The organism is Streptomyces olivaceoviridis (assembly GCF_014650115.1).
GTDB lineage: Bacteria > Actinomycetota > Actinomycetes > Streptomycetales > Streptomycetaceae > Streptomyces > Streptomyces olivaceoviridis.
The window spans coordinates 70,205-93,475 of the sequence record NZ_BMUI01000010.1; the positions used below are offsets into that span (position 1 = coordinate 70,205).

The 23,271-nt window shown below is 73.4% G+C and carries 19 protein-coding genes and 1 pseudogene; 10 read left to right on the forward strand and 10 right to left on the reverse strand.

The genetic code is table 11. The features are described 5' to 3' along the window. The first annotated feature begins 107 nt into the window (after positions 1-107). On the forward strand, positions 108-818 hold the full coding sequence (locus tag IE273_RS44965; RefSeq protein ID WP_308437050.1) for a chaplin: 711 nt from the start codon (positions 108-110) through the stop codon (positions 816-818). Between the two features lie 179 nt (positions 819-997). Here IE273_RS44965 and IE273_RS20410 read toward each other — a convergent pair whose 3' ends face one another. Beyond that, positions 998-2,347 carry a hypothetical protein gene (locus IE273_RS20410; RefSeq protein ID WP_189816617.1) on the reverse strand — a complete coding sequence of 450 codons (1,350 nt, stop codon included), beginning with the start codon at positions 2,345-2,347 and terminating at the stop codon, positions 998-1,000. A 112-nt stretch (positions 2,348-2,459) separates the two neighbouring features. Here IE273_RS20410 and IE273_RS20415 point away from each other — a divergent pair, with 112 nt between their 5' ends. Next, positions 2,460-3,725, forward strand: coding sequence for a molybdopterin-dependent oxidoreductase (locus IE273_RS20415; RefSeq protein WP_189816618.1), 1,266 nt, complete (start codon positions 2,460-2,462; stop codon positions 3,723-3,725). 313 nt (positions 3,726-4,038) lie between these two features. Here the strand turns inward: IE273_RS20415 and IE273_RS20420 are convergent, their stop codons facing one another. Genes IE273_RS20420 through IE273_RS20430 form a run of 3 tightly spaced genes read right to left on the reverse strand, consistent with a single transcriptional unit; the run spans position 4,039 to position 6,163 of the window. Then, on the reverse strand, positions 4,039-4,833 hold the full coding sequence (locus tag IE273_RS20420; protein ID WP_189816619.1) for a class I SAM-dependent methyltransferase: 795 nt from the start codon (positions 4,831-4,833) through the stop codon (positions 4,039-4,041). Next, complete coding sequence (locus IE273_RS20425) at positions 4,830-5,462, reverse strand: TIGR04282 family arsenosugar biosynthesis glycosyltransferase (protein ID WP_189816620.1); 633 nt, start codon at positions 5,460-5,462, stop codon at positions 4,830-4,832. Before IE273_RS20425 ends, IE273_RS20420 begins: the two co-directional genes overlap by 4 nt. After that, complete coding sequence (locus tag IE273_RS20430) at positions 5,459-6,163, reverse strand: glycosyltransferase family 2 protein (RefSeq protein ID WP_229887299.1); 705 nt, start codon at positions 6,161-6,163, stop codon at positions 5,459-5,461. The genes IE273_RS20425 and IE273_RS20430 overlap by 4 nt, the downstream gene beginning before the upstream one ends. A gap of 124 nt (positions 6,164-6,287) precedes the next feature. Between IE273_RS20430 and IE273_RS20435 the strand changes: the two genes are divergently transcribed. After that, positions 6,288-7,070, forward strand: a complete 783-nt coding sequence (locus IE273_RS20435) for a response regulator transcription factor (RefSeq protein WP_229887300.1) — start codon at positions 6,288-6,290, stop codon at positions 7,068-7,070. A 1-nt stretch (position 7,071) separates the two neighbouring features. Next, positions 7,072-8,181, forward strand: a complete 1,110-nt coding sequence (locus IE273_RS20440) for a sensor histidine kinase (protein ID WP_189816621.1) — start codon at positions 7,072-7,074, stop codon at positions 8,179-8,181. A gap of 109 nt (positions 8,182-8,290) precedes the next feature. On the opposite strand, the gene IE273_RS20445 is transcribed toward IE273_RS20440, so the two are convergent. The 6 genes from IE273_RS20445 to IE273_RS20470 form a co-directional block, all read right to left on the reverse strand. Next, entirely contained in the window at positions 8,291-9,280 is a 990-nt protein-coding gene (locus IE273_RS20445; protein WP_189816622.1) for an NAD-dependent epimerase/dehydratase family protein, read from the reverse strand. Positions 9,281-9,373: 93 nt separating this feature from the next. Continuing rightward, positions 9,374-10,300 (reverse strand): RNA polymerase sigma-70 factor, encoded by a 927-nt coding sequence (locus tag IE273_RS20450; protein ID WP_373309374.1) that lies wholly within the window; start codon positions 10,298-10,300, stop codon positions 9,374-9,376. A 296-nt stretch (positions 10,301-10,596) separates the two neighbouring features. After that, entirely contained in the window at positions 10,597-11,994 is a 1,398-nt protein-coding gene (locus IE273_RS20455; RefSeq protein ID WP_189816624.1) for a GH1 family beta-glucosidase, read from the reverse strand. A gap of 32 nt (positions 11,995-12,026) precedes the next feature. Continuing rightward, entirely contained in the window at positions 12,027-12,854 is an 828-nt protein-coding gene (locus tag IE273_RS20460) for a carbohydrate ABC transporter permease (RefSeq protein ID WP_014676545.1), read from the reverse strand. 5 nt (positions 12,855-12,859) lie between these two features. Continuing rightward, positions 12,860-13,813, reverse strand: a complete 954-nt coding sequence (locus IE273_RS20465; RefSeq protein WP_189816625.1) for a carbohydrate ABC transporter permease — start codon at positions 13,811-13,813, stop codon at positions 12,860-12,862. Between the two features lie 11 nt (positions 13,814-13,824). Continuing rightward, positions 13,825-15,099 (reverse strand): ABC transporter substrate-binding protein, encoded by a 1,275-nt coding sequence (locus IE273_RS20470; protein ID WP_189816626.1) that lies wholly within the window; start codon positions 15,097-15,099, stop codon positions 13,825-13,827. Positions 15,100-15,378: 279 nt separating this feature from the next. Here IE273_RS20470 and yicI point away from each other — a divergent pair, with 279 nt between their 5' ends. The 6 genes and pseudogenes from yicI (at position 15,379) to IE273_RS20500 (ending at position 23,227) form a co-directional block, all read left to right on the forward strand. Beyond that, positions 15,379-17,649 carry an alpha-xylosidase gene (gene yicI, locus IE273_RS20475; RefSeq protein WP_189816627.1) on the forward strand — a complete coding sequence of 757 codons (2,271 nt, stop codon included), beginning with the start codon at positions 15,379-15,381 and terminating at the stop codon, positions 17,647-17,649. 182 nt (positions 17,650-17,831) lie between these two features. After that, the gene (locus IE273_RS20480) at positions 17,832-18,647 is read left to right on the forward strand and encodes a hypothetical protein (RefSeq protein WP_229887301.1); all 816 of its coding nucleotides are present in this window, start codon (positions 17,832-17,834) and stop codon (positions 18,645-18,647) included. 86 nt (positions 18,648-18,733) lie between these two features. Then, positions 18,734-19,171, forward strand: a pseudogene (locus tag IE273_RS20485) (MMPL family transporter); the annotation flags it as partial. Positions 19,172-19,328: 157 nt separating this feature from the next. Continuing rightward, the gene (locus tag IE273_RS20490) at positions 19,329-20,603 is read left to right on the forward strand and encodes a hypothetical protein (RefSeq protein WP_189816629.1); all 1,275 of its coding nucleotides are present in this window, start codon (positions 19,329-19,331) and stop codon (positions 20,601-20,603) included. 24 nt (positions 20,604-20,627) lie between these two features. Continuing rightward, positions 20,628-22,067, forward strand: a complete 1,440-nt coding sequence (locus tag IE273_RS20495; protein WP_189816630.1) for a Dyp-type peroxidase — start codon at positions 20,628-20,630, stop codon at positions 22,065-22,067. After that, positions 22,064-23,227, forward strand: coding sequence for a catalase family protein (locus IE273_RS20500; RefSeq protein WP_189816631.1), 1,164 nt, complete (start codon positions 22,064-22,066; stop codon positions 23,225-23,227). The genes IE273_RS20495 and IE273_RS20500 overlap by 4 nt, the downstream gene beginning before the upstream one ends. The last annotated feature ends 44 nt before the right edge of the window (positions 23,228-23,271 follow it).

The following is a 23,271-nucleotide window of genomic DNA, read 5'->3' on the forward strand; positions in this document are numbered from 1 at the left end:
CGCCGTATAGGGCAAAAGGCTGAAAAACCATAACTTGCGTGTTTACGGCGGCGTTTCCTCCGGTGCGGGTGAGTGCCCGCGACCGTGTCTGGAAGGGCTGGGAACCGATGAAACGGGCTACCCGAAACAGTGTGATCGCCATCGCCGCCGCGTCCGGCGCGATGGCAGTGGCGGGACCGGTGCACGCCGACTCCGCCGCGCAGGGTTCCGCGGGCGGCTCGCCCGGGCTGATCTCGGGCAACGGCATCCAGTTGCCGGTGCACCTCCCGGTGAACGTCTGCGGCAACACCGTGAACGTGGCGGGGCTGCTCAACCCCGCCATGGGCAACACGTGCGCCAACCAGGGCGGCGGCACCGGGGGGAAGGAGCGGCCCGCGGCGCCGAGCGGGGCGACGGCCCACGCCCGCACACAGGACTCCCCGGGCCTGGCCTCCGGCAACGGCCTCCAGCTGCCGGTCGACCTGCCCGTCAACGTCAGCGGCAACAGCGTGAACGTGGTCGGCGTCGGCAACCCCGTCTTCGGCAACACGTCCGCGAACGTCCCGGGCGACCACCCCCAGGAGCCCGGCCGGGCCACCCCGCCCAAGCCGCAGCAACCCCCGGTCACTCCGCCGGTGCGTTCCGAGCCCCCTCGGCCGCAGGAGCCGCCCGCCACCCACCCGGCCCCGCCCGTCGTACGGCACGAGCCGCCCGGCAGCCTCGCGCAGACCGGCGCGGAGACCCCCTGGGCGGCGGCCGTCGCGAGCCTGGCCTCACTGATGGGCGGGGCGCTCCTGTACCGCCGCTCCCGCACGAGGCAACCCAGCCAGGAGGCATGACCCCACCCCACCGGGAAACCCCGGCCGGACCGTCTCCGGCCGGGAACGGACGGCGGCGGACGGAGCCGGGCCGGCCGGGGGTCTCGGTCAGGGCCGGCCGGGCGGGTACCTGGCCGGGCGGGTTCGGGTCGGGCGGGTTCGGGTCGGGGTGGCAGGCCGGCGCGTTCCCCCGGGCCCGGTCACCAGCCGGTGAGCAGCAGGTGGTTCAGCAGGAGCGCGAGCGCTGCCTGGGCGGTGAGCCAGCCGCGTGGGCGGGGGAGGAGCGCGCAGGCCGGGAGCAGCCACATCGCGAAGGGCAGCCAGATGCGTTCCGTCTCCGCCTTGCTCATGCCGGACAGGTCGGCGGCCAGCAGGGCAAGCAGAGCCGCCGCCACGAGGAGGGCGAGCCGGAACTCCGCCCGGGGCGCCGTACGGCGGCGGACGAGGCAGACGCCGGTCCGCCGGAGCCCCGCCGCCGTGGCCAGGCCGGTGATCAGCACCGTGCAGGCCAGGTTGGCCCACACCCAGTAGCCGTAGGGACGGATGCCGCCGACGCCTTGGTAGTAGCGCGTCACCAGCAGCCGGTACCCCTCCCACCAGTCGAACCCGGCCAGGGTGAACACCGTCGGGACCACCGCCGCCCCGGCCAGGAAGAGGACGATCAGGACCGGTCGCACCCGGCGCCGTCCCGCCGCCGGCACCGCCGCCCCGATCAGCGCGAAGAGCGTCAGACCGTACGAGAGGTAGCAGGTCAGGCCGTACAGCAGCCCGCTGCCCGCCGCCCAGGCCGCGGACCGTCCGGTGACCGCCAGGGCCAGCAGGGCCACCGACCAGGCGGCGACCGCCGCGAAGTACCCGTCGGCCGAGGTGCCCACCCACACGGCGGCCGGGGCGAGGACGAGGAACGGCGCCGCCCGCCGGGCCAGGCGCTCGTCGGCCAGCGCCCGCACCGCCACCAGGACCGCCACGCAGGCGGTCGCCCCGACGGTGACGCACCAGGCGCCGGCCCAGCCGCCGCCACGCAGCCCGGCCCGGTCCAGGAGGACGAAGGTGACGGTGGCCGCCGGGGGATGCCCGGCGACGTGCGCGGGCCAGGGGTCGGGGGAGCCGCTCACGATGTGGTGGGTGAAGTCGCGCAGCGCGGCGGGCAGGTCGTGGAAGCGGCCGATCACCCTCAGGTACTCGTTGCGGGTGGTGAGCCGCCCGGCCACGCCCCGCTGCCAGCCGTCGACCAGCGCCAGCGACCAGGTCCAGGCCAGTGCCGCGGCCCAGGCCGCGAGGAGCAGCCCCCGCCACGGCAGCCGTACGGCGACGGAGGGCCCGTACGCCACCCCGGCGACCGCCACCAGGACGGCGGCCGGGGTGCCCGGGCCCAGGTGCGGGTCCCAGTCGGCCAGCAGCGGGGGCCAGTGGACGAACAGGGTGCGCCGGGTGTCCTGGATGTGCCGGCCGACCAGCACGGCGACGAGGACGAGCAGGGCGGCGGCCGACGCGGCACAGAGATCGGCGCGCAGGCCGGCGTACCGGTCACGCAGGGGAGGCTGGGTCACACCGGAACGCTAGGGCGGCGACCGGGGGAACGAGGGGAGCGGCGGCCCGACGTCAGCGTTTCGTCATGGGTCGCGGACGCGGTCACCGCGCGTTCCGGCCTACCGTCGAAACATGCGAGACGACGACCCTCGGCTCCCCTCCTCGCCCGGCTTCTGGCGCAGCCCGCTGCGCGGCCCCTGGTTCACCTCGGTGCTCGGCATCGTGCTGCTGGTGGGCATCACGCTGCTGTTCGTGACGGGCCTGGTGTCCTACGCCGCCTACAACCCGGACCTCGCACGGGTGAACGACCAGACGCCGGACAAGGGAATCCTCGGCTTCTACCTCTTCGCCTGGCCGACGAACCCGTACTGGCTCTACCGGGTCACCCAGGGCCTGCACGTCACCCTCGGCATCACCCTGATCCCGGTGCTGCTGGCCAAGCTCTGGTCGGTCGTGCCGAGGCTGTTCGCCCTGCCCCCGGCCCGCTCGCTCGCGCACGCCCTGGAGCGGATCTCCCTGCTCCTCCTCGTCGGCGGCGGGCTGTTCGAGTTCACCACCGGCGTCCTCAACGTCCAGCTCGACTACGTCTTCCCCGGCTCCTTCTACCCGCTGCACTTCTACGGCGCCTGGGTCTTCTTCGCCGCGTTCCTGGCGCACGCGGCGCTGAAACTGCCGACCGCCGTACGAAGCCTGCGGCGACGGCGCGAGGAGCGGGGGGAGCCGGTGTCCCGCGCGCCGGAGCCGGGCGAGTTGGTGTCCCCCCGCCCGCTGCCGCCGACCGTGTCCCGGCGCGGGGCGCTGTGGTTCGTCGGGGGCGCCTCGCTGCTGCTCCTCGTCACCACCGCGGGCCAGAGCATCGGGGGAGTGCTGCGGCGCACCGCCCTCCTCGCGCCGCACGGCGGTGCCGACCCCGGCGGCGGGCCGAACGGCTTCCAGATCAACAAGACGGCCGCCTACGCCGGCATCGACGCGACGGAGACCGGCGAGGAGGCATGGCGGCTCGTCGTCACCGGCCGCACCGGAACGGTCCGCCTCAGCCGCGCCGAACTGCTCCGGCTGCCGCTGCACAGCTCCGCGTTGCCCATCGCCTGCGTCGAGGGCTGGTCGACGGAGGACCAGTGGTGGCGCGGGGTGCGGCTGCGCGACCTCGCCGCGCTCGTCGGGTACGACGGCGACCCGCCGGATCTGTTCGTGGAGTCGCTCCAGCGGCGCGGGGCCTTCCGCCGGGCCGCCCTGCGCGCCAACCAGGTGGCCGACCCGCGCTCCCTGCTCGCCCTGTACGTCAACGGCGAGGCGCTGTCCCCCGACCACGGCCGTCCGGCGCGGATCATCGTGCCCGCGGCGCCCGGTGTGCTCAACACCAAGTGGGTGGCCCGGCTGACGTTCGGAGAGCTGTGATGCGCTCGCGCCCGGCCCTCGGCAGCCCGTTGCAGATCCTGCTGCTGGCCTGCTCGTTCGCGCTCGCCGGCTATGCCGGCGTACGGCTGTTCGCGGGCGACTGGCGGGCCGTGGCGCTGTGGCTCGTGGGCGCGGCCCTGCTACACGATCTCGTGCTGCTGCCGCTGTACGCGGTGGCGGACCGGGCGGTCGTCCGCGCTCTCGGTGCCGCCGGGCGGCGGGAGCGGACCCTGTACGTCCGGGTCCCGGCCGCCCTGTCCGGACTGCTGCTGCTCGTGTGGTTCCCATTGATCACCGGCATGGCGGACCGGCCCTACCGGTCCGCCACCGGCCTGTCGGCGGACGGCTTCCTCGCCCGCTGGCTGCTGATCAGCGCGGTGCTGTTCGCCGGCTCGGCGCTGCTGCTGGCGCTGCGGGGGCTGCGACTGCGCAGGGCGACGAAGCGGCGCCGGCCGGTCGTCCACTGACCGGCGGTGCGCCAGCCCGCCCGGTCCGCGTACCGCAGCAGGGCCGGGGTGCCGAGCCGCGCCCACGGAAAGGCACCACGGCCGCCCGTGTCCACGTCGGTGCCGTCGACCACCTGCACCTCGGACCGTTCGTCGACGTCCACCACGGCCGTCTCGGCGATCAGCAGACCGCCGGGCCGCAGCAGCCCGGCCACCCGCTCCAGCAGGGCGCGCGGGTCGCCCCCGATGCCGACGTTGCCGTCCATGAGCAGCACGGTGCCCCAGCGCCCCTCGCCGGGCAGCGGCTCGAACACCGAGCGCCGCAGCGCCTGGCCGCCGAGCCGCACGGTGTGGTCGACGGCGTCCTCGCTGACGTCGATGCCGAGGACGGTACGGCCCCGGGCGGCGAGCTCCGCCACCAGCCGCCCCGGTCCGCAGCCGACGTCGAGCACGGCGCCCTCGCACCGGTCCAGCACCGCCCGGTCGACCGGGTCCGCCCGCGCGCACCAGCGCTCGACCTCCAGCGGCAGCAGCCAGCCGTCGGTCCGGCGCAGGAACAGCGGGCCGCGCCCGGCGCGCAGGGCGACGGCGTAGGGATCGGCCCCGGCCCAGGGGAGGACCGGCGGGGCGCTCGCCGCCCGGTTGCCGCTCCGGGTGCTCATCGGCCGGTCCCGGGTCCGGTGGGGTGCGCGGCGCACCGGGCCAGCCGGGCGGCGAACCGGCCGTGCGGCGCCCGGTCGGCGACCGCCGCCGCGTCGGCGGCCGTGTCCACGTCCCGCAGCCGGGGCAGCTCGCGCACCCGCAGCCCCGCGGCCACCAGCCGCCGCCGCTGGACGGCACCGGTCCACGGCGTCGACATGGGCACGCCCCGCAGCAGAGCCGGGTCCGGCTCGGCCAGGCCCAGTGCCCAGAAGCCGCCGTCCTCCGCCGGACCGAAGCACGCGTCGTACCCCGCGAAGTCCACGGTGAGCAGCTCCGGGGTCACCTGCGGGGTGTCCATGCCGATGAGCAGGGCGGGACCGGCGCACCGCGCGAACGCGTCGGCGAGCCGCAGGTCCAGCCCGCCCGCGCACTGCGGTACGACGTCGAAGCCGGGCGGCAGCCAGGGGCCGGGGCTCCCGTCCAGCACCAGGACGCGCCGGGTGGCGGGGGTCGCCGCGACGGCGCGCAGGGTGTCGGCGAGCGCGGCCTCGGCGAGCTCCGCCGCCTCCGCGGGGCTGAACGGCGGGGTGAGCCGCGTCTTGACGCGCCCCGGCAGCGGTTCCTTGGCGATCACCAGCAGCGTGGTCACGGTGCGGTCCTCCCGCCGGCCGGCGGCTCGGCCAGGACGCGGCTCATGTCCCGCACCGCCTGCCAGGTGCCGCGCCAGGTGCCCGTGACCTTGGAGGCACCGGTGCGCGGCAGGTACGGCACGTCGCGCTCGGCGATCCGCCAGCCCGCGTCGGCCGCGCGCACCACCATCTGGAGCGGATAGCCGCTGCGCCGGTCGTCGAGGCCGAGCGCCAGCAGCGGCTCCCGGCGGGCGGCACGCAGCGGGCCGAGGTCGTGCAGCCGTAGCCCGGTACGGCGGCGCAGCAGCCGCGCGAGCGCGAAGTTGCCCGCCCGGGCGTGCGCGGGCCAGGCACGCCGGGTCCGCGCCCGCCGCCGGCCCAGGACCAGGTCGGCCCGGCCGTCGAGGACGTCCCGGACGAGGGGCACGAGGTGCCCGGGGTCGAGGGAGGCGTCGCAGTCGCAGAAGCACACGACGTCGGCGGTGGCGGCGGTCAGCCCGGCGTGGCAGGCGGCGCCGAAACCGCGTCGCGGCTCGTGCACGACGGTCGCGCCGAGGGCGCGGGCGATGTCCGCGGAGCCGTCGGTGGAACCGTTGTCGACCACGAGGGGGCGCCAGCCCGCCGGGATCCGGGCGAGCACCCAGGGCAGGGCCTCCGCCTCGTCCAGGCAGGGCAGCACCACGTCCACGCTCGCCGCCGATGAGGGGGATGAGGGGGTCACGCCGTTCACCCTACGGAGGGGAACCGGGCATATCGGGCCGGCGCTGCTTACGAAACGCGGACGTCCGGGCCGGGAGCGGGCCAGGGGTGCGACACCCGCCGTGGCCCGGTGCGAGGCTGGGGACATGCAGCAGCCGCACGTGCCCGCCGGACGCCCAGCCAGGGACGGGGCCGCACCCGACACCGCCGCACCGGCTCCCCGGCCCGTCCCCGGTGCCGCCCGGGTCCTGGTCGTGGACGACGACGCGACCGTCGCCGAGATCGTCGCCGGATATCTCGGCCGCGCCGGATACGTGGTCGACCGCGCCGCCGATGGCCCCACCGCCCTCGCCCGCGCCGCCGCCCACTGGCCGGACCTGGTCGTGCTGGACCTGATGCTGCCCGGCATGGACGGACTGGAGGTCTGCCGGCGGCTGCGCGCGCGGGCCCCCGTCCCCGTCGTCATGCTCACCGCACGCGGTGACGAGGACGACCGCATCACGGGTCTGGAGGTCGGCGCCGACGACTACGTGACCAAGCCGTTCAGCCCCCGCGAACTGGTCCTGCGGGTGCGGTCCGTGCTCCGCCGAGCGCTGCCCGGCACGAGCACCGGACCGCTGACCGCGGCCGGCGTCACCGTCGACCCGGCCGCCCGCCGCGCCACCAAGAACGGTACCGAACTCGCGCTCACCCTCCGGGAGTTCGACCTCCTCGCCTTCTTCCTGCGGCACCCGGGGAGGGCCTACGGCCGGGAGGACCTGATGCGCGAGGTGTGGGGCTGGGACTTCGGCGACCTGTCCACCGTGACGGTCCACATCCGCCGGCTGCGCGGCAAGGTCGAGGACGACCCCGCCCGGCCGCGCCTGATCCAGACCGTGTGGGGCGTCGGCTACCGCTTCGAGCCGAGCGGCGCGGAAGGGGAGGGCTGACGTGCGCGACACCGTCCTCATCGCCCTGCTCGCCTTCGCCGGGGCCGCCGTCACGGGCCTGGCCGGGGCCGCCGCGCTCCGGCTGCTGCGGCGCCGCTCGCTCACCGTGTCCCTCGCCGTGATCGCGGCGGTCGGCGTGGGCGGCGTGCTCGCCGGGACCCTCGCCGTCGCCCGGGCGATGTTCCTGTCCCCCCACGACCTGACCGTGGTGACGACGGTCGTCGCCATGGCGGCCGTGGTCTCCCTGGCGACCGCGCTGATACTGGGCCGCTGGGTCGTCGCCCGCAGCCACGAACTCGCCATGGCGGCACGTTCGTTCGGCGAGGCCGGCGACTTCGCCGCGCCCGCGGGCCCGGCCACCGCCGAACTGGCCGAACTGAGCCGCGAGCTCGCGGCCACCAGCGCGAGACTCGCCGAGTCCCGGGAACGGGAACGCCTGCTGGAGTCCTCACGCCGGGAACTCGTCGCCTGGATCTCCCACGACCTGCGCACCCCGCTCGCCGGTCTGCGCGCCATGTCGGAGGCCCTGGAGGACGGCGTGGCCGACGACCCCGACCGCTATCTGAAGCAGATCCGCACCGAGGTCGAGCGCCTCAACGGCATGGTCGGCGACCTCTTCGAACTCTCCCGCATCCACGCCGGCACGCTCCCGCTGAGCCCGTCCCGGATCTCGCTCTACGACCTCGTCGGCGACGCCCTCGCGGGAGCCGACCCGCTCGCCCGCGCCCACGGCGTACGGCTGGTCGGCGACCGGGTGGAGCCGGTCCCGGTCGAGGTCGACGCCAAGGAGATGAGCCGCGTCCTGGGCAACCTGCTGGTCAACGCCATCCGCCGGACGCCCGCCGACGGCACCGTCGCCGTCGCCGCCGAGCGCTCGCCCGACGGCGTGGTGCTCTCCGTCACGGACGGCTGCGGCGGCATCCCGGAGGAGGATCTGCCCCGCGTCTTCGACACCGGCTGGCGCGGCACCCACGCCCGCACCCCGCCGGCCGGCGCGGGCCTCGGCCTCGCCATCGTGCGCGGCATCGTGGAGGCCCACCAGGGCCGGGCCACCGTACACAACATCCCCGGCGGCTGCCGCTTCGAGGTCACGCTCCCGGCGGCTCCCTAGCCAGTACGTCTCCGGCGGCGGCCAGGCATTCGGCTTCGGCTTCGGCAGCACCCACGCCCAGGGTGATCACGCGTACGAGCGGCGTCCGCGAGAGCCTGACCGGCACCGGTCACCCCGAGGCCGCGAACTCCCGCATGCCCTCCTGGAAGCCGACCTCCGGCTTCCAGCCCAGTTCGGTCCGCAGGCGTGAGGAGTCGGCGGTGATGTGCCGTACGTCGCCCAGCCGGTACTCCCCGGTGACGACCGGCGCGGGACCGCCGTGGGCGTCGGCCAGCGCGCGGGCCATCTCCCCGACGGTGTGCGGCTCGCCGCTGCCGGTGTTGTACACGGTCAGCGCGCCCGGCGCGGACCCCGCCTCCAGCGCCACGACGTTGGCCGCGGCCACGTCCCGGACGTGCACGAAGTCCCGGCGCTGCCGTCCGTCCTCGAAGACGCGGGGTGCCTTGCCCCGGGCGAGCGCGGACCGGAAGAAGGAGGCGACGCCGGCGTAGGGGGTGTCGCGGGGCATCCGGGGCCCGTACACGTTGTGGTAGCGCAGCGACACGGCGGACCCGCCGGTCGACCGGGCCCAGGCGGCGGCCAGGTGCTCCTGCGCCAGTTTGGTCGTGGCGTACACATTGCGCGGATCGGCCGGCGCGTCCTCGCCGACCAGTCCGGGGGCCGGCTCGGCGCCGCACACCGGACACCTCGGCTCGAACCGCCCCGCGTCCAGATCGGCGACGGCCCGCGGCCCCGGCCGTACGACCCCGTCGCGCGGGCACACGTACCGCCCCTCGCCGTACACGACCATCGACCCGGCCAGCACGAGGCGCCGTACCCCGGCCTCGGCCATGGCCGCGAGGAGTACGGCGGTGCCCAGGTCGTTGCGGGAGACGTACTCCGCCGCGTCCCCGAACCCGGCCCCGAGCCCGACCATCGCGGCCTGATGGCAGACGGCGTCCACACCGGCCACGGCCCGCGCGACCGCTACCGGATCCCGCACGTCGGCGGCCGGATCCGTACGCACGTCGAACACGACCGCCTCGTGCCCGCGCGCCGTCAGCGCCTCGACCGCATGAGACCCGATGAACCCGGCGCCGCCGGTGACCAGTACCCGCATGCCCCCACGCTAGGCCCGCCGCCGCACCGGGCCGGGAGGCCGCGCCCGCACGTCACGACTCCGTAAGACGGGCGTGGAGCAGGGGGAGGCGGTTCAGCGGCGCAGGGAAGTCTCGCGATCCATGCGCGACAGCTTCTCGGGGTTGCGGACGGCGTAGAGACCGGTGACGTGGCCGCCGTCCAGGTGCGCCGCGATCACGGTGTCGATCCTGCCGTCGAGCCGGAAGAGCAGCGCCGGGTAGCCGTTGACCTCGGCGGGCTCCAGCGACGCGGCGGGGCCGAACCTGCGCAGCCCGGCGGCCAGCGAGGCGACCCGCTCCGCACCCACGACCGGCACCGGCGCGGCCTCGGCCACTCCGCCGCCGTCGCCGAGGAAGACGACGTCGGGCGCCAGGATGTCGAGCAGGCCTTGCAGGTCGCCCGTTGCGACCGCCCGCCGGAACGCCTCCAGGGCCGTGCGGGTCTCGGCCGCGGAGACGGCTCCACGAGGCCGGCGCGCCGCCACGTGCGCGCGTGCCCGGCGGGTGATCTGGCGGACGGCGGCCTGGCTCTTGCCGACGGCCTCGGCGATCTCGTCGTACTCCACGCCGAACACCTCGCGGAGCACGAACACCGCCCGCTCGGTCGGCGTGAGCGTCTCCAGCACCAGCAGCATCGCCATCGAGACGCTGTCGGCCAGCTCGACGTCCTCGGCCACGTCGGGGGCGGTCAGCAGCGGCTCGGGCAGCCAGGGACCGACGTAGGACTCCTTGCGCCGGGCGAGCGCACGCAGCCGGGCCAGCGCCTGTCGGGTGGTGATCCGGACCAGGTACGCCCGCTGGTTGCGCACCGTCTCCGGGTCGACGTCCGCCCAGCGCAGCCAGGTCTCCTGGAGGACGTCCTCGGCGTCGGCGGCCGAGCCCAGCATCTCGTAGGCGACGGTGAACAGCAGATTGCGGTGGGCGAGGAACGCCTCGGTCGGGGAGCCCGCGCGGCCCCCGCCCGCGAGGTGTCCGGCTCCGCCCGTCTCCCGCTCGCCCATGCCCGGCCCCCGCTTCTTCGCGCTCGACTCCGCCACACCCACGAGACGCCGGCCCGCGCCGCCGTGTGACAGTCACCGCCGGTGGCGTGCGTCACACGCCGGCACGATCTGTCGCGCCGTCGACAGCTCTCCCCGGTCCGCCACGGTCACCGTCAGGACCGAGAACGACACCGGCCCCCGATCAGGCCCACGGCCGACCCCGCCCCGATGTCGTTCACCCTCGACGGCACCACCTGCGCGGCCGGCCGGGTGCGCAGGTGGTGCCGGGGCGCGGCGCCTCCGCAGCTGAACCCGCGTCACCCCCGCTGTGCGGCGATCACCGCCTTGTACCAGTGGTAGCTGTCCTTCGGTGTGCGTCGCTGGGTGTCGTAGTCGACCCGGACGATCCCGAAGCGCTTGTCGTAGCCGAGGGCCCACTCGAAGTTGTCCAGCAGCGACCAGACGTAGTAGCCGCGGACGTCGACGCCGGCGTCCATCGCGGCGCGCAGCGCGGTGAGGTGGTCGCGCAGGTAGGCCACCCGGTCGGTGTCGTGCACCGCGCCGTCGGCGGAGAGCGTGTCGTCCTCCGCCGAGCCGTTCTCCGTGATGTGGACCGGCGGCAGCGCGTCCCCGTACCGCTCCTTGAGCTGGACCAGCAGGTCGGTGAAGGAGCCGGGGACCACCGGCCAGTCCATCGCCGTGTGCCGCACGCCCGGCAGCCTGACCTCCGCGTAGCGGTTGTCCGTGGCCACCCGCCGTGCCGGGTCGGCCTCGCGGTGCGGGGCGTCGGCGACCACGATGGGCCGGTAGTAGTTGACGCCGAGGAAGTCCAGCGGCCGGGAGATCAGTTCCAGGTCGCCGTCCCGCCGGAAGTCCGCCCCGGTGATCAGCTCGCCCCAGGTCTCCTCCTCGGTGGCCGGGTAGCGGCCCGCGAGGATCGGCTCGGTCCACACCAGGTTGTGCTGGGTGTCGGCGCGGACCACGGCCGCGAGGTCGGCGGGGGAGTCGCCGGCCGGCAGATTGCGGTCGAGGTTGAGGGTGATGCCGACCTCGCGCACCCCGGCCGCCCGCAGCGCCCCGACCGCCAGGCCGTGGCCGACCAGCAGGTGGTGCGCGGCGGCCAGCGCGCCCCGGCCCTCCTGGGCGCCGGGCGCGTGCCGGCCCACGGAGTAGCCGAGGAAGGCGCTGCACCACGGCTCGTTGAGGGTGATCCAGCGCGGCACCCGGTCGCCCAGGTGCCCGGCCACGACGGCCGCGTACTCGGCGAACCGCTCCGCGGTCTCCCGCACCCGCCAGCCGCCCCGGTCTTCGAGCGCCTGCGGCAGGTCCCAGTGGTAGAGGGTGGCGGCCGGCTCGATACCGGCCGCGAGCAGCTCGTCGACGAGCCGGGAGTAGAAGTCCAGCCCCTTGGAGTTCACCGGGCCGGAGCCGTCGGGCACGATCCGCGGCCAGGCGATCGAGAAGCGGTACGAGTCCACGCCCAGGTCGCGCAGCAGTGCCACGTCCTCCCGGTAGCGGTGGTAGTGGTCGCAGGCCACGTCTCCGGTGTCGCCGTTCGCCGTCCGGCCCGGCGTGTGGCTGTAGGTGTCCCAGATCGACGGCCCGCGGCCGTCCTCCCGCGCCGCGCCCTCGATCTGGTACGAGGCGGTCGCGGCGCCGAAGACGAAGCCGGGCGGGAAGTCGGGGAAGCCGGTGGTGTCGGGGAAGTCAGTCATGGAGGCCGTTTCCAGGTGTGCGGTGGGGCGGGTCACTTGACGGAACCGCCGGTGATGCCGGCGGCGATGTACTTCTGGGCGAGCACGAGCAGGATCGCCGCCGGCACCGCGGACAGCACGGACGCGGCCATCACCGAGCCCCAGTCGCCGACGTGGGCGCCGATGTACTGGTAGATGCCCAGCGTGACCGGCTTGACGTCGTCGGTGGTGTTCAGCGTGAGCGCGAACATGAAGTCGCTCCACGAGAAGAGGAAGGCGAACAGCCCCGACGTGATCAGCGAGTTGCGGCTCATCGGCAGCACCACCCGCAGGAACGTCCGCACCGGCCCGGCACCGTCCATCTGCGCCGCCTCGATCACCTCGCCCGGGATCGACACCATGAAGGACCGCATCAGCACGATCGAGAACGGGATGCCGAGCGAGGCGTCCGCCAGCATCAGGCCGAAGTAGGAGTTGACCAGGCCGAGGTCGACGTACGAGTTGTAGAGCGCGTTGGCGATGACGATGCCCGGCACCATCTGGGTGATCAGCGTGCCGAACACGATCGTCCGGGAGCCACGCAGGCCGAACCGGGCCAGCCCGTAGGCGGCCGGGGCGGAGACCGCCAGGCAGATGACGACCGCGCCGAGCGAGACGACCAGCGAGGTCAGCAGGTGACCGCCCTGGTCGTCCAGGGCCTTGGAGAAGCCGGACAGGTCCAGGCTGCCGGGCACCGGGTCGACCTGGAGCAGACCCGAGGCGGGCTGGAGCGCGGTGTTGAGCATCCAGTACAGCGGGAACAGCATCACGCACAGGATGAGCACACCGGCGACGGTGGAACCCCAGCGGCGCCCGGATGTCGTGGGCGTACGAGCGGCCATGGAGGTCACTTCCCCTCGGTGCGGTTGGCCCGCAGGTAGAACACCGCGAACACCGCGGAGACAAGGATGAGGACGTTGCCGACGACCGCGCCCGCGCCGAAGTCCAGCCGGACGAACGAGTTCTGGTAGGTCAGCGTGCCCAGGGTCTGGGTGGCGTCGGCCGGGCCGCCGTCGGTGAGCGCGAGGATCAGGTCGAGGATCTTCACCGTCGACATGAAGCCGAGCACGAGGACGACCGTGATCACCGGCTTGAGCATCGGCAGGGTGATGGAGCGGAAGGTCCGCCAGGCCGGGGCGCCGTCCAGGGAGGCCGCCTCGTACAGCTCCTTGGGGATCTCCTGGAGACCGCCGTAGAGGATGACCATGTTGAACGGGATGCCGATCCAGATGTTGACGAGGATCACCGACAGCAGGGCCATGCCGGGACTGGTCAGCCACGGGGTGTGGCCGCCGAGGCCGAGCGTGTCCAGGAACGAGTTCAGGACGCCCGTGTCCTGGTCGAGGATGCGGCGCCACACGATGCCGGACACCACCATGGGCACCAGCCAGGGCAGCAGGATCAGCGACCGCAGGACGCCGTTGAGCGGGAAGCGGCGGCTGAAGAACACCGCGAGCGCGAGCCCGATGCAGAACTGGCCGAGCAGCGAGCCGGCGGTGAAGACCAGGGTGTGCCACAGCGCCTTGCCGAACAGCGGGTCCTGGAACACGTGCGACCAGTTGTCGGCGCCGTTGAAGGGCGCGTCCCCGGTGAAGAACGTCTTCGGGGTGAAGTGCTGGAAGCTCATCACGACGTTGCGGACGAGCGGATAGCCGAAGAACAGCAGCATGAAGACGACCGCGGGGGCGACGAACCCCCACTGGGCCAGTCTGCGGCGGCGGCGCAGCCGGGCCGGGTCCGGCGTGGCGGCCGTCCGGGACGCCTTCCCGGGCGCCTGGGCGGTGACGATGGACGTGGTCATGGTGGCTTACCTCAGTTCCCGCTCGTGGCCCGCTGCTGGGCGCGCTTCAGGGCGGCCTCGCTGGACTGGCCGGTCAGGGCGGACTGGAAGGCGCTCTGGAGGGCGAGCGACACACTCGGCCAGCCGGCGCCGAGCTTGGCGGTCCGGGACCGGGCGGCGGCCACCTGGTCGGCGAGCGCGTCCAGCTCGGGCACCCGCGTGCGCCACACGGCGGCGGCCTTGGCGTTCGCCGGGACCATCCAGCTGTTGAGCGCGTAGGTCAGCTGTTCCTTCTGGCTCGCCAGACAGGCGACGATCTCGCCCGCCCTCTTCTCCCGGGCCTTGTCACCGGTGTTGGGCACGGTGAGCACGGCACCGCCGAGCGGGCCGACGGAGGGCGCGCCCGCCCGGGGGACCGGGATCTTGGCGATGCCCCAGTGCAGCGACTTCTTCGTGTTGAGCGTCTCGACCTGCCAGGGGCCGTTGATCATCATCGCCGCGTTGCCGGCCATGAACTGGTCGTTGACGTCCGCCTGCGTCCAGCTGACCGTCGACTTCGACAGCGAGCCGTCCGCCAGCAGGGCCTTCCAGTAGTCGAGCGCCCCGGCGACCTGCGGGCCGTCCAGCCTGGTCTCGTCGCCGCCGTTGGACCACATGAAGGGCGTGAACTGGAAGACGCCGTCCTCCGCGCCGCCCGCGCTGAGCGCCAGTCCGTACCGCTTGCCCCCGGTGAGCTTCTTCGCGGCCTTGCGCAGCTCGTCCCACGTGGTGGGGACCTTCACACCGGCCTGGTCCAGGATGTCCTTGTTGTAGAACAGCGCCAGGGTGTTCACCGACCGGGCCGCGCCGTAGTACGTCCCCTTGTAGGAGCCGAAGTTCACGATGCCCTGGGGGATGTCCCGGGTGCTCAGGCCGAGCGTCTTGAGGTCGACCAGGCCGCCCGCCTCGGCGAACGTCGGCATCTCCGAGGCGTCGAACTGGACGATGTCGGGCAGCGACTTCGACGACGCCATGCGCAGCGCCTTCGTCATCACCTGCGCGGCCGGGACGCTCTGCTGCTCGATGGTGACGCCGAGCCGCGTGCCGCAGCGGGCCATCGCCTCGGCGTCCCAGCGGTGGTAGGTCTCGTCGGTCGACGAGTTCATCACGGTGTAGACGTCGCCGTCACGCTGCTCACCGCATCCGGTCAGGGCCGCCCCGGCGACCAGGACCGACACGGCGGTGAGTGGTGCCACGGCCCTGCGGGAGCGTCCCCGGCGCCGGGCGACCGGGGACCTCTCAGGAATGCGATTGAAGCGCTTCGACATGCTGCGGCCCTTGCTGTCATGTGCCCGGCTTCGTCGCCGGGGCTTTTGTTTGGCCTGATGACTAATACGTCAATCCCGGGTGTCACGCTAGACCCCCACGCGTGTTCATCCGGGCACGCAGCGAAGTGGCATTCGCTAACTCGATTGAAAAAGTGCAGGTAACGGCACAGGTAGCCGCCTGAAGCACGCGTGACGACGATTTCTTCTGTGTACGATCAACCCGCCGGGCGACAGCCTCCGCCGCCCCCGCCGAACAGCCCCGCTCCCCCGAGGAAGACCATGAAGTTCACCAACGGGTTCTGGCGCATCCGCGACGGTGTCCAGGTCGCGTACGCCACCGAGGCGCGCGACGTGCGCGTCGAATCGAAGCGCTTCACCGCCTATGCCTCCGTGCAGAAGGTGACGCGCAGAGGGGACACGCTCAACGCGCCGCTCCTCACCGTCGACTGCTTCTCACCCGCCGAGGGCGTCATCGGCGTGCGGGTCACCCACCACGCCGGCAAGCGCCGCCCCGGGCCGGACTTCGCCCTCGCGGCCGAGCCCGGCGGTGCGGGCGAGGTCCGCCGCGACGGCGCCGTCACCGAGCTGACCAGCGGCCCGCTGACCCTGCGCCTGGACCGGGCCGCCCCGTGGTCGCTGACCTTCCACGACGCGGACGGGCGGGAACTGACCCGGGCGGGCCGCAAGGGCACCGCCTTCGCCACCACCGACGACGGCGCCCACCACGTCCTCACCCAGCTCGCGCTCGGCGTCGGCGAGCAGGTCTACGGCCTCGGCGAGCGCTTCACGCCGTTCGTGAAGAACGGCCAGGTGGTCGACATCTGGCAGGCCGACGGCGGCACCAGCAGCGAGCAGGCCTACAAGAACATCCCCTTCTACCTGTCCTCACGCGGCTACGGCGTCTTCGTCAACCACCCCGGCGCGGTCTCCTTCGAGGTCGGCTCCGAGGCCGTCGGGCAGGTGCAGTTCAGCGTCGAGGACCAGACGCTGGAGTACTACGTCGTCGCGGGCCCCACCCCGAAGGACGTCCTCACCCGCTACACCGCCCTCACCGGCCGCCCGGCCCTGCCGCCCGCCTGGTCCTTCGGCCTGTGGCTGACCACGTCCTTCACGACGGACTACGACGAGCAGACGGTGACGTCGTTCGTGGACGGCATGGCCGAGCGCGGCATCCCGCTGTCCGTCTTCCACTTCGACTGCTTCTGGATGCGCGAGTACCAGTGGTGCGACTTCGAGTGGGACCCCGAGGTCTTCCCCGATCCCGAGGGCATGCTCGCCCGGCTGAAGGCCAAGGGCCTGAAGGTCAGCGCCTGGATCAACCCCTACATCGCGCAGAAGTCCCCGCTGTTCGAGGAGGCCGCCGCGCTCGGGCACCTGGTGCGCCGGCCGGACGGTGACGTGTGGCAGTGGGACCTGTGGCAGGCCGGCATGGGACTGGTCGACTTCACCAGCCCCGACGCCCGCGCCTGGTTCCAGTCCAAGCTGAAGCCGCTGCTGGACCAGGGCGTGGACTGCTTCAAGACGGACTTCGGCGAGCGCGTCCCCACCGACGTCGTCTGGCACGACGGCTCCGACCCGGAGCGGATGCACAACTACTACACCCACCTGTACAACCAGACCGTGTTCGAACTCCTCGAAAAGGAGCGCGGGCAGGGCGAGGCCGTGCTCTTCGCCCGCTCCGCGACGGCGGGCGGTCAGCAGTACCCCGTGCACTGGGGCGGCGACTGCTGGTCGTCCTTCGAGGCCATGTCCGAGTCGCTCCGGGGCGGCCTGTCCCTGTCGCTGAGCGGCTTCGGGTTCTGGAGCCACGACATCGGAGGCTTCGAGGGCACGCCCGACCCGGCGGTCTTCAAGCGCTGGCTGGCCTTCGGCCTGCTGTCCTCCCACAGCCGGCTGCACGGATCGTCGTCCTACCGGGTGCCGTGGGCGTTCGGCGAGGAGGCCGTCGACGTCGCCCGGCGGTTCACCCTGCTCAAGCACCGCCTCATGCCCTACCTGTACGGCGCCTCCGTCGAGGCCCACCGCACCGGCGTCCCCGTGATGCGGCCCATGGTCCTGGAGTTCCCGCACGACCCGGCCTGCCGCCCCCTCGACCGCCAGTACATGCTGGGCGCCGACCTCCTGGTCGCCCCGGTGTTCAGCGAGGACGGCGAGGTGGAGGTCTACCTCCCCGAGGGCACCTGGACCCACCTCCTCAGCGGCGAGCGGGTCACCGGCCCGGTGTGGCGCACCGAACGGCACGGCTACGACAGCCTTCCGCTCTACGTCCGCGAGGGCGCCGTACTGCCGCTGGCCACCGACGACCAGCGGCCCGACGGCGACTGGCTCGACGACCTGGTCCTGCTGGTCCACCCGCCGGCCACGGCGACGTACACCCGGCAGGTCGCCGTCCCCGACCTGACGGGTGCGACGGCCGCGGTGTTCCACGTCCGCCGTGACGGCGACCTGCTGCGCGTCACCGTGGAGGGCACCGACCGCCCCTTCACCGTGCGCGTCGCCGGCGGAGCGAGCGCCGGGGGCACGGGAGAGGTGACGGTCCCGCTGCACTGACCGCGGAGCCCCGCGAGGTCCACGGCGGTGGTGACCGGAGCCCCGGCCACCACCGCCGCCGACCGGGGTGTCAGTGGCCGCGGCTCAGTCCGGGCAAGGTTCAAGAGAGGTTCCTGTGAGGGTACTTACTGGAAGAGGCCGTCGCCTGGCTCCTGCGGTCGAGCGGGTACGAGTTGCTCTCCGTGGCGGACGACAAGGAGACGAACCCCGCACACGGTGTCCTCGAACAACGGCCCGGCGGGCTGGCCGTGCGCGGCAGGGGCGCCCGGCACCAGGCGGACGCGCTGGGGGAGTTCCGGTACGTACCGCCGTTCTCGCTGCCGGTCCGGCTGTTCGTGGAGGCCGAGTTCACCGGCGGGAACGTCAAGCCGCCCACGGTGCGCAACGGCCACGGAGCGGCGCACGACGTCAACGAGGACGTGGTCATGTCGGTCCACGGCACCGACCCGAGCCGGCCCCGGCCGCGCTACCACTACAGCTACGCCGTCTTCTCCACCGCCGGCTTCGGCCGGGCCGCCCAGGAGTACGCGCTCGCCCACCAGATCTCGCTGGTCGACCTGTCCATGCCCGACTTCGCGGAGCGCGGAACCTGGTGGCGACGCAGGCCCAGCGCGTCCACCGGGCGCTCGACGCGCTCCCCCCGGCGACCCGGCCACGGGTGTACGGGGTGCGCAGCCACCTCCACCGACGGCTCCTCCAAGTCGTCGGCGACAACGGCTGCTTCCTCTACGGCGACGAGACACCCGCCCTGCCCCGGACGTCGCCCGGCCGCTGGACGAGATCGCCGAGCGCCTGACGAGCCGGCGGACGCCGGGGCTGGTGGGTCGCCTTCCCCTCGGCTCCCTTCGTCCTCGGCCTGGCCTCCGAGAACCTCCACGCCTTCGTCGACCACGCCCGTCGGCACCCCACCCACACCGTGCACCTGCGCAGGCTCCCGCGGACCGCGTCACACCCTCACCTTCCAACTGCGGTACACCCCGGCCGCACTGCGCGGGTGACCTGCGGACGGGCGCGGTGGCCGGTTCACTCCCGGGGCCCGGGGATGTTCCGTTCGACCTGCCGTTCGGAGCCGTAACGTTGTCCCGGCAGCGCGCCGGCCACCCGGCCGTCCCCGGGCGGCTCCTCCGAGAGGATCGGCATGGTCCTCGCCGCCGTGGTCCTGGTGGTGACCTTCGGCTCGCCGGCCGCCGCCGGCCTCCCGCCGCTCACGGCCCTCGCCGGGGTGGGCAGCAGCATGGCCGCCATCACGGCGCTCTCCAGCACGTTCGGCCCGTCGGCGACGTCCGGGACGCCGGCGTCCATGCTCGGCCTCGCGGTCGGCATCGACTACGCGCTGTTCGTCGTCTTCCGCTACCGCGAGGAGCGGGCCAAGGGGCACGCCCCGCGGGAAGCGGCGGGTCTCGCCGCCGGTACCGCGGGGTCGGCCGTCGTCTTCGCCGGTCTCACGGTCGGCACAGGCTTGGCGGGCCTGCCCCTCATACCCATTCGGGCGCGCGCAAAGTGCGGCTGTCGAATCGCGGGGCTGTCGGGATGCCGGGGACGGACGGGCGGAAATAGGATGGTCGTAGCACGTGATTCCGTGCGCCGTCACTCGATCGAGGTGTGAAGTCCTCGATCCCAGCCTGACGTTCCGCGACGCGTGGACCCGAGGTCCTGAGCGGAGGCGGAGGTGCTTGAAGATGCCGTACCAGACGGCGGTCACCGTCCAGGCCGCCCTGCCGCCGGATCGGGTCGCCGAGGTGCGGGAACTGCTGCACGAGGCCGGCCGGAAGAGCGCGGCCGGTGAGTTGTTCCCCTTCGCGGAGATACCGGGCGTTCACTTCGCACGCGTCGTCCTCGTCCCCGAGGGACCCGGCGGCGCCCCAGCGGACATGCCACCCAGCGTCGTGTACATGAGCGAGGTGGACGGGCCCGTCGAAGCGCACCTCGCCGATCTCGTCCGCACGGCGGGCGACGGCCTGGACCGGGTGTTCGGGCACTGCGCCGGCTATCCGGCAGCGGGCTCCCCGGATGCCGCGCGGATCGACTGGCTGCGCGCTCATGAGGTGCCCTGTGCCGCCTTCTACGTCAACACCGTCGGCAGGGGACGGCAGCAGATCGAGCAGGAGGCCCTGCTGCGCGAGGTGATCGAGGAATTCCTCGACCGGAACGGACCGGCCCTGGCCGGCAGGAGCCCCGTGGAGATCAGGACCGCCGTCCAGGACTACGTCGGCGGCCGAGAGGACCTGGCCTGGGCCCGCACCGGGCCCGCGCCGCCCCCGCTCGGCGGGCGCATCCGCCGGGCCGCCCACCTGGTCGGGGTTCCGCTGGCCGCCGTGGGGCTGCTGCCGCTGCTGCTGAGCGCCCTGCCGGCCTGGGTCGTCCTGCTCAGGCTGCACGAACGCCGCGATGTCCCCGACCACGCCCGTCCGAGCCACGACCGCATACGCGAACTCGCGGCCTGCGAGGACTTCGTGGCGCAGAACCCGTTCACCGCCGTCGGCTCCGTCAAGACCGGCCCGTTCCGGCGGATCACGCTCACCGCCGTCCTGTTCGTCGTGGACTACGGCGTCCGCCACGTCTTCGACCGCGGGAACCTCGCCGGGGTCAAGACGATCCACTTCGCGCGCTGGCTGTTCATCGACGGGAAGCGGCGGGTGATCTTCGCCAGCAACTACGACGGCAGCCTGGAAAGCTACATGGACGACTTCATCGACAAGGTGGCCTGGGGGCTCAACGCCGTCTTCAGCAACGGCCGCGGCTATCCGCGGGTGCGCTGGCTCGTGCTGGACGGAGCCAGGGACGAGCAGGCCTTCAAGAACTACCTGCGGTGCCACCAGGTGCCGACGCAGGTCTGGTACTCCGCGTACGACACGTCGACCGCGCACGACCTCGACACCAACGCCCGCATCCGGGCCGGCCTCTTCGGGGACCTCGGCCCCGCCGAGACGGAGGCCTGGCTCGCCCTGTTCTGAAGGGCCCGAAGGAAGGGTGACACCATGACGACGCCACTGGAACTCGACGACATCCAGGGCCTGGTCACCCGCGGCTACCGCACCCTGACGTCGGCCTGCTTCCTGGTGCTCGCCACCGCCGGGCCGGCGGCCACCGCCCGTGCCGCGCTGGGGCGGCTGGCGCCCCGCGTGACGAACGGCCGCTCCGATCCCCCGGACACCGCCGTCAACGTGGCCCTCACCGCGGACGGCCTGCGACGCCTGGGACTGGAGCCCCCCGAACTGGACGGATTCCCGTACGAGTTCGTCGTAGGCATGACCGATCCCGATCGCAGCCGCTTCCTCGGGGACGTCGGGGAGAACGCCCCCCGGCACTGGCGGTGGGGCGGCCCGGCCGGCCCGCCGGCGCACGTCCTGGTGATGCTCTACGCGCGCGACGGACAACAGCTGCGGCAGCTGGAGGCCGAGACGCGCCGGGAGGTCCTGGTCCCCGGCGCGTTCACCGAGACCGCGCGGCTGGGCACCGCCGAGCTGACCGACCGCGAGCCCTTCGGCTTCCGCGACGGCATCTCCCAGCCCCTCATCGAGGGGCTGCCCAAGGCCGCGCTCGCGGCCAGTGCGGCCGGTGACGGGGGCACGGACGGTGAACAAGTGGTCAGGGCCGGGGAGTTCGTCCTCGGCTACCCCAACGAGTACGGGCTGCTGACGGACCGCCCGCTGCTGCCGACCCGCCACGACCCGCTCGGCGTGCTGCCCCGCGCCCCGGAGGGTGGCGCGGACTTCGGGCGCAACGGCAGCTACCTGGTCTTCCGGCAGCTCCGCCAGGACGTCGAGGCCTTCCGGGACTACCTCGACGCGGAGACACGCCGCCCCGACGGCAGCAGCGACCCCGCCGCGCAGGAGGCGCTCGCCGCGCGCATGGTGGGACGCTGGCCAGGCGGCGCTCCTCTGGTCCGGGCCCCCGAGCACGACGACCCCGCGCTGGCCACGGACAACGGCTTCGGCTACCACGCCACGGACCCGGCCGGTCTGCGCTGTCCACTCGGCGCCCACATCCGCCGGGCCAACCCCCGGGACTCCCTCGACCCCCGCCCCGGTTCCGCCGATTCGGTCGCCGTCGGACGCCGCCACCGGCTGCTCCGCCGCGGCCGGCCCTACGGTCCCGACGGCACGGGAGACGGCCCGGACGCGCACGGACTGCACTTCCTCGCGCTGAACGCCAACATCTCCCGCCAGTTCGAGTTCATCCAGCACACCTGGCTCGACAACCCGAACTTCAACGGACTCCATGACGGCCCCGACCCGATCGTCGCGCCGCGCCAGGAACGCCGTACGACCTTCACCGAGCAGGGCAGGCCCTTCCGCACCCGCCACATCGGCCTTCCGCAGTTCGTCACCGTGCAGGGCGGCGCCTACTTCTTCCTGCCGGGCCTGAAGGCGCTGCACTACCTCTGCACGGCCGTACCCGAGGGCGGGCGGCAGTGAACGCCGGGCAGCGGCTCAACGACGCGGTCCTGGGGTGCGTCCTGCTGGAGCGGCGCATCGACCCCTACGTGCGCCCGCTGTTCGACCGGACCCTGCTGCGTCCCCTCCAGGCCGCCGTGCAGTGGTGCGTCAACGTACGCCGCCGGGACGAACACCTGGGCCTCGCCGAAGAGCGGGCCGTGCCGGACGAGGCGGCGTTCGCCGAGGCCATCGCACAGCAGATGGCCCGCTTCGTCCGGCGCCAGTACCGGCCGGGGGAGGCCCAACGGGCGGGCAACACCAAGACGTACGGGGTCGTCCACGCGGACTTCACCGTCCGCGACGACCTGCCCGCACGCCTGCGGCACGGCGTGTTCCGGACCCCCGCAACCTACCGCGCCTGGGCCCGCTTCGCCGGTCCCGGCCCCCTCGCGCCGCCCGACATCAAGGACAACGGGATCCTCAGCATCGGCGTCAAACTCCTCGGCGTCGAGGGCGAGAAGCTGCTCGACGACGAGCGGTGGACCCAGGACTTCACCGGCATCAGCGCGCCGACCTTCACCACGCCCGACGTCGTCGAGAACCTCAGGCTGCAACGGCACGTCTTCGCGGGAACCCCGGTCCTGTACTTCCTCGACCTCGCCCACCCGCACCTCTGCGACATGATCATGCAGGGGCTGTACGCGAAGACCCAGACCAGCCCGCTGGAGGCCCGGTACTGGAGCTGCGCTCCGTACCTCCTCGGGGAGGGACAGGCCATGCAGTACTCCTTCGTGCCCCGCGAGGCCACCCGCAGCCGGGTGCCCCGGCACCCGCCCGACGACTACCTGTCGCAGGGTCTGGCCGCCACACTGCGGGAACGCGACGTCTCCTTCGACTTCCTCGTCCAGGTGCAGACGGACGCCCACCGGATGCCGGTCGAGAACGCGTCCGTGGTGTGGCCCGAACGCCTCTCGCCGTTCGTGCCGGTGGCCACCCTGCGCCTGCTCCGGCAGGAGTGCGATCCGGCGGAGCAGTTCGCCCGTGCCGACCGGCTGTCCTTCAACCCCTGGCACGCCCTGCCCGAACACCGGCCGCTGGGCAACCAGAACCGGGCCCGCCGCACGATCTACCTGCGGCTCGCGCGGCTCAGACAGACCATGAACGGCACGCCGCACCAGGAGCCCGGAGAGGAGGAATGACGGGCCGGCGACCGCCCGCGGCCCCGACGCGCGCATCAGGACCG